Genomic DNA, 12,460 nt, shown 5'->3' on the forward strand with positions numbered 1-12,460 from the left:
GTACCATTTCCATCGGGCTCGGTGCTTTATCGCCAGAATTACCGTCCATCAAGATCTGGTGTCCTGAAGCGGATTCACCAAGGAAAGTTAACCCTTCAACCCATTTCACACGTGCCTGCATGTTGCTTCTCCCATTGAAAAAATTACCTTCCAGAGTACGCGGATGCAGCAAAACTGGCAACGGAAGGCGACCTACGTCATGCTGAAACGAGACAATAGGAGACACCTGCCAAAAGCTATGCTAAAACAATCCGGATGCTACATTGATACATTGACGTAATGCATAGATGCAAAGGACGTCACTAATTACAGGCAGCAAGAATGACTTGCATGCCATCTCCCCAAAGTGGGGAATATTCTAATACTTGCAACGCCAGACAGGATGTTTAGCGTCCTGTCGTTGGTAGCCAGTTATAAACAGAGGATAACCGCGCATGGTGCTTGGCAAACCGCAAACAGACCCGACTCTCGAATGGTTCTTGTCCCATTGCCACATTCATAAGTATCCATCGAAGAGCACACTGATCCACCAGGGTGAAAAAGCAGAGACGCTGTATTACATCGTCAAGGGCTCTGTAGCTGTTCTGATCAAAGATGAAGAGGGCAAGGAAATGATCCTCTCCTATCTGAATCAGGGCGACTTTATTGGTGAGTTAGGGCTGTTCGAAGAAGGCCAGGAACGTAGTGCCTGGGTCCGTGCTAAATCTGCCTGTGAAGTGGCTGAAATTTCCTATAAAAAATTCCGCCAGCTGATCCAGGTAAACCCAGACATTCTGATGCGTCTTTCTTCCCAGATGGCTCGTCGTCTGCAAGTCACTTCTGAGAAAGTCGGTAACCTGGCATTCCTCGATGTGACTGGTCGTATCGCGCAGACACTGTTGAACCTGGCAAAACAGCCTGATGCAATGACTCACCCAGACGGTATGCAGATTAAAATTACCCGTCAGGAAATTGGTCAGATCGTCGGTTGTTCTCGTGAAACTGTCGGTCGTATCTTGAAAATGCTGGAAGATCAGAACCTGATCTCCGCTCACGGCAAAACGATCGTCGTTTACGGCACTCGTTAATTTCCGTATCAAAAAAGGCGTGTTGCTTTATGGACACGCCTTTTTTTGTCTTTAAAATCCAAACACCTGCAACACAAAGTATGACAAGCATATGTGGAGAAGATTAATCTATCACCCTGAAGTTAACTATGCACTGCGGCAAACGCTGGTGCTGTGCCTTCCTGTGGGGATCGGTTTACTACTGGGGAATTTGCAGTTAGGTCTGCTTTTCTCGTTAGTGCCCGCTTGTTGCAACATTGCTGGTCTGGATACACCCCATAAGCGTTTTTTTAAACGCCTGATTGTTGGCGGCACTCTTTTTGCGACCAGCAGTTTAATCATGCAGCTTTTGCTGCTCTACACCGCGGTCCCATTGCCCATCATTCTTATGGTGATGGCGCTCTTGTTAGGCGTCACCGCTGAAATCAGCGCCCTGCACGCACGTTTGCTTCCGGCATCGCTGATTGCGGCCATCTTTACGCTAAGTATGGCCGGCAATATGCCTATCTGGAAGCCGATGGTGTTATATGTCTCCGGCACGATTTGGTACGGAGTCTTTAACTGGTTTTGGTTCTGGATGTGGCGTGAGCAGCCGCTGCGCGAAACGTTAAGCCTGCTCTATCGCCAATTGGCGGAGTACTGTGAAGCCAAATACGGCATGCTGACACAACATGCTGATCCCGAAACAGCGCTGCCTCCACTGCTGGCTCGCCAGCAAAAAGCCGTAGACCTGATCACCATCTGCTACCAACAGCTGCATATGCTGTCGGCAAATCAGCAGAACGGTTACAAACATTTGTTACGCTCTTTTCAGATAGCGTTAGATTTGCAAGAGCACATCTCCGTCAGTTTGCACCAGCCTGCCGAGGTGCAAAAACTTGTCGCGAAAAGCCATGCAGAAGCGGTTATTCGCTGGAATGCGCAGACCATTGCGGCACGCTTGCGCGTGTTGGCCGATGACATTCTCTACCATCGTTACCCACAGCGTTTTACGATGGAGAAACAAATTGAAGCCCTCGAGAAAATTGCTCGCCAGAATCCGGACAACCCGGTTGGGCAGTTTTGTCATTATCACTTCAGCCGTATCGCCCGCGTGCTGCGCATCCAACGCCCTCTGTACGCCCGTGATTTAATGGAAGACCGGCAGCGCCGTTTACCGCTGTGGGCAGCACTGAAAAGCTATTTGTCGTTGAAATCTGCCGCCCTGCGCAACGCCGCCCGACTAGGCGTAATGCTAACCATCGCCAGTCTTTTCGGGGCATTTTTACATCTGCCGAAACCCTACTGGATTTTAATGACGGTGATGTTCGTTACGCAAAACGGCTACGGCGCCACGCGGGTACGCATTCTGCACCGTTCGGCAGGGACCATTGCTGGCCTGGCGATTGCGGGTATCGCCCTGCACTTTCACTTCCCACAAAGCATTGCCCTGGCCGCGATGCTGGTCATTACGCTGGTCAGCTATTTGTTTATTCGCCAGAGCTATGGCTGGGCGACGATTGGTTTTACCGTGACGGCGGTATATACCCTGCAACTGCTCACACTCAGCGCCGAGCAATTTATCGTCCCGCGCTTAATTGATACTCTGCTCGGCTGTTTGATTGCCTTCGGCGGCATGGTTTGGCTGTGGCCGCAGTGGCAAAGCGGTTTGTTGCGCCAGAACGCCCACGACGCGCTTGAAAAAGACCAGGACGCGATTCGCCTGATTCTGAGCAACGATCCCGAACCCACGCCGCTAGCCTGGCAACGAATGAAGGTAAATCAAGCCCATAATGCGCTGTTTAACTCACTGAATCAGGCGATGCAGGAACCCGGTTTTAACTCGCATTACCTGGCAGATATGAAATTGTGGGTGACACACAGCCAGTTTATTGTCGAGCACATCAACGCCATGACTACGCTTGCGCGCGAGCACAACATGCTGACACCGGATTTAGCCCAGCGCTATTTGCAGTCGTGTGAAATTGCGCTGCAACGATGCCAGCAGCGGCTGCAATATGATGGGCCTGGCGAAACCCAGGATGCGAATATTCTTGACCCACTGGAAGGGCTTCCGAGTGGGCCATTGAGCACGATGGAACAACATTTACAGCGGATTTTGGGCCACCTCAGCACCATGCACACTATTTCTTCGGTTGCATGGCGTCAGCGGCCACATCATGGTATCTGGCTGAACCGCTTGCGGCGGTCGGATTAACGACTATCCGTTAACGATCTTCGCCACTGCTTTTGCAAAGCGCGCCATACCTTCATCAATATCGGCATTTTCAACAATCAAGGCTGGCGCGAAGCGCATAACATCAGGACCGGCATTCAACACCATCACCCCTTCCTGAGCAGCGGCATGCAGGAATTCACGTGCACGGCCTTGGTATTGCGGTTTCAGCTCAGCGCCAATCAGCAAACCCATGCCGCGAATATCGCTGAACACATCAAACTGCTCGTCAATGTGCTGCAAATGCTTGACGAACAGCTGGCGTTTTTCCGTAACGCCATTCAACACTTCCGGCGTGTTGATAACATCAAATGCTGCCCCTGCCACCGCACACGCCAGCGGGTTTCCGCCGTAAGTGGAACCGTGGGTGCCGACATGGAATGCAGACGCTATTTCCTGTGTCGTCAGCATAACGCTTACCGGGAAACCGCCGCCGAGCGCTTTAGCGCTGGTCAAAATATCTGGTGTCACGCCGTAATGCATATACGCGAACAACTCGCCGATACGCCCCATGCCGCACTGAACTTCATCGAATACCAACAACGCTTTGTGCTCATCGCACAAGGCACGCAAGCCTTGCAGGAATTCTGGTGTCGCCGCCATTACGCCGCCCTCGCCCTGAATTGGCTCCACCACCACCGCGCAGGTGTGATCGTCCATCACCGCTTTTACTGCATGTAAATCGTTAAACGGGACATGGATAATATCGGCGGGTTTCGGGCCAAATCCGTCGGAATATTTTGGCTGGCCACCAACAGAAACGGTAAACAGCGAGCGACCGTGGAAGGCGTTATGGAAGGCGATAATTTTGGTTTTGTAAGGGCTATGGCGTGTAGAAGCGTAATAACGCGCCAGTTTAAAGGCGGTTTCATTCGCTTCGGTGCCGGAGTTCATAAACAGCACACGCTCAGCAAAAGTGGCATCAATCAGCTTACGCCCGAGGCGCAACGCAGGTTCGTTGGTGAAAACATTACTGGTATGCCATAGCTTTTCGCCCTGGCTTTTTAACGCTTCCACAAGCGTGGGATGGCAGTGGCCCAGCGCCGTGACTGCGATGCCGCCCGCGAAATCAACATACTCTTTCCCTTGTTGATCCCAAACGCGGCTTCCCTGACCTTTTACCGGGATAAATTCAGCCGGTGCATAAATCGGCAGAATCACTTCATCGAAAGTTGCGCGGGTAATTGCGGATTGTTCAGTTGCCATTTATTGCCTATCCCCTTTTTACGCATAAAAACTTCATGAGAGACACGTGAAAATATAATCATGAAATATGCATAAAAAATCATTTATTGGCAATAAAAAATCAATACTTCAGGAAATTGGCTAACAGTTGATGCCCCTGCTCGCTGAGAATACTTTCCGGGTGAAACTGCACACCCTCCAGCGCCAGTTCGCGATGACGAATACCCATAATTTCTTGTTTATCCGTCCACGCTGTCACTTCAAAACACTCAGGTAACGATGGCGGGTCGATAACCAAAGAGTGATAACGCGTCACGGTCAGAGGGTTGTTCAGGCCGCTGAAAACACCAGTATTGTTATGGGTGATAGCCGAGGTTTTACCGTGCATCACTTTTTCGGCACGGACAATGGTTGCACCAAATGCTTGTGCAATCGCCTGGTGTCCAAGGCAAACGCCGAGGATCGGTAGCTTTCCGGCGAAGTGAGTAATCGCCGCAAGGGATATGCCCGCTTCAGTTGGCGTGCAAGGTCCGGGAGAGATAACCAGTTTTTCAGGTACCAACGCGCTGATTTCAGAAAGGGTCAGCTCATCGTTACGTTTCACCACTACTTCCGCGCCTAATTCGCAAAAGTACTGATAAAGGTTCCAGGTGAATGAGTCGTAATTGTCGATAAGCAGTAGCATCGCGGCTCCGGAGTAAAAAGAACCGCACTATTCTATTCGCTTTCGCACGCTTCACTCACCACTTTAGTGAAAATCTCCGTCAGCGCTGCCAGCTCACCCAACGCTCCAGCCTGATTGGCTTCTTGCCAGGCTTGCGGAGCAACGTCCTTCCAGTCCAGAACATAACCGGCATGAATCGCTAACTGCTCGAAGAAAACGCGCTGCGCACGACCACTGCCAACAAAAAACGGGTGAAGTACGTTAATCTCACAATAGAAATGTGCCAGGCGTTGAACGAACTCAGTTCTCGAAAACCCGACCAGGTAATGTTCGTCCTCCATTTCCTGCATCAGATCGTTACCTTCATTTTCGATGTACTCGAAATGACAGAACTGTGTCTCCCCTTTGGAAATATCAACATCCCGTATCTCGCCTGCCCAGTCGAAAATATCCTGAAACAGCTGCTGATGGATGGCACACAACCAGGGTAATCCGCGATGCAGCGGGCCAAGTTCAATCGTTTCTACGCGCTGTGCGATAGTCTCATCTTGCGCATGAGGCTCAAGAATATCCAGCCGGGAACTGGCCTGAAATGAACGGCTTCGCTGTTGCTGCCAAAGGCGGGACTTTTGTTTGTCGGTAAGTTTCTTTGCCATGGTGCCTCCCTAACATGACCCTTTCTTGCCACAAGTATAAGCAGCAATCGGTGGAAGTGCTGGAAGGAGGAGATTGCGCGAGTAGAGAATACCCGCGCGGGAATTTTTTACGGCAGGACTTTTGCGGAGAGAATAACTACAGGTTTTGACGGAACATTTTGATATGGACCGACATCATGCGTCTGTACCTGAGAGATCTTATCGGCAACTTCCATCCCTTTCACAACTTTACCAAATACCGCGTAACCGAAGTCGCGTTGGCCGTGATCGAGGAAAGCATTGTCTGCAACGTTGAGGAAGAACTGGCTGGTTGCGCTGTCTTTATCTGCGGTACGTGCCATAGAAATAGTGCCACGAGTATTGCGCAGACCGTTATCAGCTTCGTTTTTGATCGGTGGATTTGGCTGCTTCTGGTTCATATCTTCAGTGAAGCCGCCTCCCTGAAGCATAAAGCCTGGGATTACACGGTGGAAAATGGTGTTGTTGTAGAAGCCACTGTTCACATAATCCACAAAGTTTTTCACAGAGACAGGGGCTTTTTGGCTGTTTAACTCAAGCTCAATTTCACCCGCTGACGTGGTCAACAGGACGTGTGGATCCCCTTTAGCAGCAAGTGCCGCAGGAGATAGCGCGGTAAGAGCAAACACGGTTGCTACGGCCGCCAGTGTCGATTTGAGCATGAAAAATTCCTTACGAAGGCAGTGAATGAAGCAAGTTGCTAGATTGTAAAGAGGCACTCCTCTATGCGCCAGCCATTTACTGTTTTTTACTTTCACACAAATCAATAAGTTAAATGAATGACTAATGAGAATACATGCTCAATTGTGATTCATATCACTTAAAGCGCAGTAACAAACCCCAAATGATTCATAAAATGTATGAATGAATCACGTTTTTGACTAAAATCCATTCTTCTCGAGTGCTGTCAAAGCACTTTACATTTCTATTCACAGGCTTGTCATGACTAACAGCAACCGCATTAAGCTCACATGGATCAGCTTTTTCTCCTACGCACTGACCGGCGCGTTGGTGATCGTCACCGGGATGGTGATGGGCAATATTGCCGAATACTTCCACGTACCCGTCTCCAGCATGAGTAATACCTTTACCTTCCTGAACGCGGGTATTTTGATTTCTATTTTCCTGAATGCCTGGTTAATGGAAATCGTGCCACTGAAAACTCAGTTGCGCTTTGGTTTTATACTGATGGTTCTGGCGGTTGCCGGGCTTGTCTTTGGCGATAACCTAACCATTTTCTCGGCGGCAATGTTTGTGCTTGGGCTGGTCAGCGGTATCACGATGTCGATTGGTACATTCCTGATAACCCACATGTATGAAGGTCGTGAACGCGGTTCACGCCTGTTGTTTACCGACTCCTTCTTCAGCATGGCGGGGATGATTTTCCCAATGGTTGCCGCGATTCTGCTGGCTCGCAGCATCGACTGGTACTGGGTTTACGTCTGCATCGGTCTGGTGTACGTCGCTATCTTCATCCTGACTTTCGGTTGCGACTTCCCGGCATTAGGCAAACACGCCGCACCAACCGAGAAAGTGGCCGAGAAAGAAAAATGGGGGGTTGGCGTGCTGTTCCTGTCGATTGCCGCGCTGTGCTACATCTTAGGCCAACTGGGCTTTATCTCCTGGGTTCCGGAATACGCCAAAAGCCTCGGCATGAACCTGAATGATGCCGGTCAGTTAGTCAGTGATTTCTGGATGTCTTACATGTTCGGTATGTGGGCGTTCAGTTTCATTTTGCGTTTCTTCGATCTGCAACGCATTCTGACTGTTCTTGCGGGTGCAGCTACCGTTCTGATGTACCTGTTCAACACCAGCGAACCCACTCATCTGGCATGGTTTATTCTGGCTCTGGGCTTCTTCTCTAGCGCGATTTACACCTCGGTTATCACCCTTGGTTCATTGCAGACCAAAGTTGCCTCACCAAAACTGGTTAACTTCGTCCTGACTTGCGGCACTATCGGCACCATGCTGACCTTTGTGGTTACCGGCCCGATCGTGGCTCACAGCGGCCCGCATGCGGCGCTGCAAACCGCAAACGGCTTGTATGCCGTGGTGTTTGTTATGTGCCTGATTTTGGGTCTGGTGACGAAACACCGTCAGCATAACGCGACAATACATTAATCGTTTTATAGGGCGGATAAGCGCAAGCGCCATCCGCCACTTTTCATCCACCAAATGTTATCTCTTCGGCTTCATCCAGCATCACCCAGGTTTGCGACAACTGCGTGGTCGCAATCACCTTCCCTGCCCGCACTGACCAACGCACTGGCACCTGCCTGCGCACCGCATCAAAGCCATTTTCAGCCGGAAGAATAATCAGGTTCGCTGCATTTCCCTCGGCAATGCCGTAATCCTGCACGCCGAAGGTGCGCGCACTGTTATCGGTAATCAGTTTTAAGCCTTCATCAATTTGCTGATAGCCCATCATCTGGCAAACATGCAGCCCCATATGCAGCACCTGCAACATATTGGCGGTGCCCAGCGGATACCACGGGTCGAATACATCATCATGACCAAAACAGACGTTAATTCCTGCTTCGAGCAACTCTTTAACCCGCGTGATACCACGGCGTTTCGGATAATCATCAAAGCGCCCTTGCAGATGAATATTCACCAGCGGATTGGCGACAAAGTTAATCCCCGACAGCTTCAGCAAACGGAACAGGCGCGAGGTGTAAGCGCCATTGTAAGAGTGCATTGCCGTGGTATGGCTGGCGGTAACGCGTGCGCCAATGCCATCCCGTAGCGCCAGCGCGGCTACAGTTTCCACAAAGCGCGATTGTTCATCGTCAATTTCATCACAGTGAATATCTAACGGACGGTCATATTTGCGCGCCAGCGCGAAAGCTTTATGCAGCGACTCAACGCCATATTCGCGGGTGAATTCAAAATGCGGGATAGCGCCCACCACGTCAGCACCCAGCCGTAAGGCCTCCTCCAGCAAGGCTTCACCGTTGGGATACGAAAGAATCCCCTCCTGCGGAAATGCCACGATTTGCACCTCAATCCACGGCGCGGCCTCTTTTTTCACTTCCAGCATCGCTTTAAGCGCGGTCAGCGTCGGGTCGGAAACATCAACGTGTGTACGCACGTACTGAATACCGTTGGCAATCTGCCACTTCAGCGTTTGCCAGGCGCGCTGCTTCACGTCCTCGTGGGTCAGCAACGCCTTGCGTTCAGCCCAGCGTTCAATGCCTTCAAACAAGGTGCCTGATTGATTCCAGCTCGGTTGCCCGGCAGTCTGCGTGGTATCAAGGTGGATGTGCGGCTCAATAAATGGCGGGATTGCCAGACCGCCGCGCCCGTCAAGAATCTGCTGGCTCTCTGGCTGCGTTTCGCACATCGGCTTAATGGCCTTGATGCGCCCATTTTCGAAGGCTAATTGCCACAAACCTTCACGCCCCACCAGGCGCACATTTTGAATTAACTCCAACGTATTGTTGCTCATACCCCCCCCTTCTTGATTAGCCGCCTCTATTTCATAGCACACACCGCAAAACGAGGACATTTATTGTCGGTCCGCGAATAACTAAACATTTCCACGACTTATAAAAACTCACTAAAATCAAACATATACCTCTTAAGAGGTATATAAAGGTGTATTTGATTTGTATCAATAACCACCAATGCTGAATCGTTAAGGTAGGCGGTAATAGAAAAGAAATTGAGGCAATTATGAGCAAAGTCAAAATCGCAATCATCGGTAATGGCATGGTCGGCCATCGCTTTATCGAAGACTTACTTGATAAAGCCCAGCCAGGCCAATTCGACATTACTGTGTTCTGTGAAGAGCCGCGTAAAGCCTACGACCGCGTGCATCTGTCTTCCTATTTTTCGCATCATACCGCTGAAGAGTTATCGCTGGTCCGTGAAGGCTTTTACGAGAAACACGGCGTAAAAGTGCTGGTTGGCGAACGCGCCATCACCATTAACCGCCAGGAAAAAGTCATCCACTCGAATACCGGTCGTACCGTGTATTACGACAAACTGGTGATGGCCACCGGTTCTTACCCGTGGATCCCACCGATTAAAGGCTCTGAAACACAAGACTGTTTCGTCTACCGTACCATTGAAGATTTGAACGCCATCGAAGCCTGTGCGCGCCGTAGTAAACGCGGTGCCGTGGTCGGTGGTGGTTTGCTGGGCCTCGAAGCCGCAGGCGCGCTGAAAAACCTCGGCGTCGAAACACATGTGATTGAATTCGCCCCGATGCTGATGGCCGAGCAACTCGATCACATGGGTGGCGAGCAGCTACGCAATAAAATCGAAAGCATGGGCGTGCGCGTTCATACCAGCAAGAACACCCTGGAAATCGTACAACAAGGCAACCAGGCACGTAAGACTATGCGCTTTGCCGACGGCACCGACCTGGAAGTAGATTTCATCGTCTTCTCCACCGGTATCCGCCCACGCGATAAACTCGCGACCCAATGCGGCCTGGCAACGGGTCAACGCGGCGGTATTGCGGTTAACGACACCTGCCAGACTTCTGACCCGGACATTTACGCCATCGGCGAATGCGCCAGCTGGAATAACCGCACCTTCGGCCTGGTCGCCCCTGGCTACAAAATGGCGCAAGTCACCGCTGACCACCTGATCGGTAGCGAAAACGCTTTTGAAGGCGCAGACATGAGCGCCAAGCTAAAACTGCTGGGTGTGGATGTCGGCGGGATTGGTGATGCACATGGTCGCACGCCAAACTGCCGCAGCTACGTTTATCTTGATGAAAGCAAAGAAGTTTATAAGCGCCTGATTGTTAGCGCTGACAACAAAACCCTGCTCGGTGCGGTTCTGGTAGGCGACACCAGCGACTACGGCAACCTGCTGCAACTGGTACTCAATAACATCGAACTGCCGGAAAACCCGGACGCGCTGATTCTGCCTGCGCACGCCAGTTCCGGTAAGCCAGCGATTGGCGTCGACAAACTGCCGGACAGCGCGCAAATCTGTTCCTGCTTCGATGTCACCAAAGGGCATCTGGTTAAAGCCATCAACAACGGCTGCCATACCGTTGCCGCGCTGAAAGCAGAAACCAAAGCTGGTACCGGCTGTGGTGGCTGTATTCCATTGATTACGCAAGTATTGAATGCCGAACTGAGCAAGCAAGGCATCGAAGTCAACCACAACTTATGTGAACACTTCGCGTTTTCACGCCAGGAGCTGTATCACCTGATCCGCGTTGAAGGCATTAAATCCTTCGACGAGCTGCTGCAAAAATACGGCAAAGGTTACGGCTGTGAAGTCTGTAAACCGACCGTCGGTTCGCTGCTGGCTTCTTGCTGGAACGACTATGTGCTGTCACCAAAGCACACGCCGCTTCAGGACACCAACGACAACTTCCTCGGCAACATCCAGAAAGACGGCACTTACTCGGTGATCCCGCGTTCTGCTGGCGGGGAAATTACCCCAGAAGGTTTGATGGAAGTGGGCCGTATCGCTCGCGAATTTAACCTCTACACCAAAATCACCGGTTCCCAGCGTATCGGCCTGTTTGGTGCGCAGAAAGATGATTTGCCAGAAATCTGGCGTCAGCTGATTGAAGCCGGTTTTGAGACAGGCCACGCCTATGCGAAGGCACTGCGTATGGCAAAAACTTGTGTTGGTAGCACCTGGTGCCGTTACGGCGTTGGCGATAGCGTTGGCTTCGGCGTTGAGCTGGAAAACCGCTACAAAGGCATTCGTACTCCACACAAAATGAAGTTTGGTGTGTCCGGCTGTACCCGTGAATGTGCGGAAGCACAGGGTAAAGACGTCGGGATTATCGCCACTGAAAAAGGCTGGAACCTGTACGTCTGCGGTAACGGCGGTATGAAACCACGTCACGCCGATTTACTGGCAGCAGATTTAGACAGTGAAACGCTGATCAAATACCTCGACCGTTTCATGATGTTCTACATCCGCACCGCCGACAAACTGACCCGTACCGCGCCGTGGCTCGACAGCCTGGAAGGCGGCATTGAGTACCTGAAACAAGTCATTATCGACGACAAACTGGGTCTGAATGATCAACTGGAAGCTGAGCTGGCGCGCCTGCGCGAGAAAGTGATCTGCGAGTGGACTGAAACGGTGAATACACCGGAAGCCCAGGTTCGCTTCAAACACTTTATCAATAGCCCACACCGCGACCCGCATGTACAAATTGTGCCTGAGCGCGAGCAACACCGTCCGGCTACGCCTTACGAACGTATCCCGGTCACCCTGGTAGAAGAAGTGGAGGAAAATGTATGAGCCAGTGGACTACCGTTTGCCAGTTAAACGACATTCTGCCTGCTACCGGTGTTTGCGCATTGGTGGGTAATCAGCAGATTGCTATTTTCCGCCCACGTAATGATGACCAGGTTTTCGCCATCAGCAATATCGACCCATTCTTTGAGGCCAGCGTGTTGTCTCGCGGCTTGATTGCTGAACATCAGAATGAATTGTGGGTTGCCAGCCCGTTGAAAAAGCAGCGTTTCAGACTGCGTGACGGGTTGTGCATGGAAGACGAGAGCCGTTCAATTGCGCATTACAAAGCGCGCGTACAAGACGGCCAGGTTCAGATTAAAGCTTAAGTCTTAAAACAACCCTCACCCTAGCCCTCTCCCTGAGGGAGAGGGAATTAAATCGGTGTTCTCCCTCTCCTTGGGGAGAGGACATTAAATCGGTGTTCTCCCTCTCCTTGGGGAGAGGGCCGGGG

Annotated in this window: 11 protein-coding genes; 5 read left to right on the forward strand and 6 right to left on the reverse strand. The window is 51.2% G+C overall.

The window, feature by feature from the left end:
* Positions 1-121, reverse strand: a 121-nt coding sequence (locus MES37_RS21100; protein ID WP_237932588.1) for an osmotically inducible protein OsmC, incomplete at its 3' end; no start/stop codon positions are given.
* A 313-nt stretch (positions 122-434) separates the two neighbouring features.
* Here MES37_RS21100 and crp point away from each other — a divergent pair.
* Together crp and MES37_RS21110 are read left to right on the forward strand one after the other, a co-directional pair.
* The gene (gene crp, locus MES37_RS21105; protein WP_003852956.1) at positions 435-1,067 is read left to right on the forward strand and encodes a cAMP-activated global transcriptional regulator CRP; all 633 of its coding nucleotides are present in this window, start codon (positions 435-437) and stop codon (positions 1,065-1,067) included.
* A 91-nt stretch (positions 1,068-1,158) separates the two neighbouring features.
* A complete protein-coding gene (locus MES37_RS21110; RefSeq protein ID WP_064542912.1) occupies positions 1,159-3,243 on the forward strand; it encodes a YccS/YhfK family putative transporter in 2,085 nt (694 codons plus the stop codon).
* A gap of 3 nt (positions 3,244-3,246) precedes the next feature.
* Here MES37_RS21110 and argD read toward each other — a convergent pair whose 3' ends face one another.
* The 4 genes from argD to ppiA all read right to left on the reverse strand — a co-directional run bounded on the left by argD (position 3,247) and on the right by ppiA (position 6,446).
* Positions 3,247-4,467: a bifunctional acetylornithine/succinyldiaminopimelate transaminase gene (argD, locus tag MES37_RS21115; RefSeq protein WP_237932585.1), complete on the reverse strand. Its 1,221-nt coding sequence runs from the start codon at positions 4,465-4,467 to the stop codon at positions 3,247-3,249.
* 100 nt (positions 4,468-4,567) lie between these two features.
* Positions 4,568-5,131, reverse strand: coding sequence for an aminodeoxychorismate synthase component 2 (gene pabA, locus MES37_RS21120; RefSeq protein ID WP_121814769.1), 564 nt, complete (start codon positions 5,129-5,131; stop codon positions 4,568-4,570).
* Between the two features lie 32 nt (positions 5,132-5,163).
* Positions 5,164-5,766 (reverse strand): putative adenosine monophosphate-protein transferase Fic, encoded by a 603-nt coding sequence (locus tag MES37_RS21125; RefSeq protein WP_237932586.1) that lies wholly within the window; start codon positions 5,764-5,766, stop codon positions 5,164-5,166.
* A 107-nt stretch (positions 5,767-5,873) separates the two neighbouring features.
* Entirely contained in the window at positions 5,874-6,446 is a 573-nt protein-coding gene (gene ppiA, locus MES37_RS21130; RefSeq protein WP_121814768.1) for a peptidylprolyl isomerase A, read from the reverse strand.
* Between the two features lie 280 nt (positions 6,447-6,726).
* On the opposite strand from ppiA, the gene tsgA reads away from it, so the two are divergent.
* On the forward strand, positions 6,727-7,905 hold the full coding sequence (gene tsgA / locus MES37_RS21135; protein WP_064542897.1) for an MFS transporter TsgA: 1,179 nt from the start codon (positions 6,727-6,729) through the stop codon (positions 7,903-7,905).
* A gap of 43 nt (positions 7,906-7,948) precedes the next feature.
* Here tsgA and MES37_RS21140 read toward each other — a convergent pair whose 3' ends face one another.
* Positions 7,949-9,232, reverse strand: coding sequence for a cytosine deaminase (locus MES37_RS21140; protein WP_237932587.1), 1,284 nt, complete (start codon positions 9,230-9,232; stop codon positions 7,949-7,951).
* A 227-nt stretch (positions 9,233-9,459) separates the two neighbouring features.
* Between MES37_RS21140 and nirB the strand changes: the two genes are divergently transcribed.
* Positions 9,460-12,012: a nitrite reductase large subunit NirB gene (nirB, locus tag MES37_RS21145; protein WP_121814767.1), complete on the forward strand. Its 2,553-nt coding sequence runs from the start codon at positions 9,460-9,462 to the stop codon at positions 12,010-12,012.
* Entirely contained in the window at positions 12,009-12,335 is a 327-nt protein-coding gene (gene nirD / locus MES37_RS21150; RefSeq protein WP_064542888.1) for a nitrite reductase small subunit NirD, read from the forward strand. The genes nirB and nirD overlap by 4 nt, the downstream gene beginning before the upstream one ends.
* Positions 12,336-12,460: the final 125 nt, after the last annotated feature.

Source organism: Buttiauxella sp. S19-1 (assembly GCF_022134725.1).
Lineage (GTDB): Bacteria > Pseudomonadota > Gammaproteobacteria > Enterobacterales > Enterobacteriaceae > Buttiauxella > Buttiauxella ferragutiae.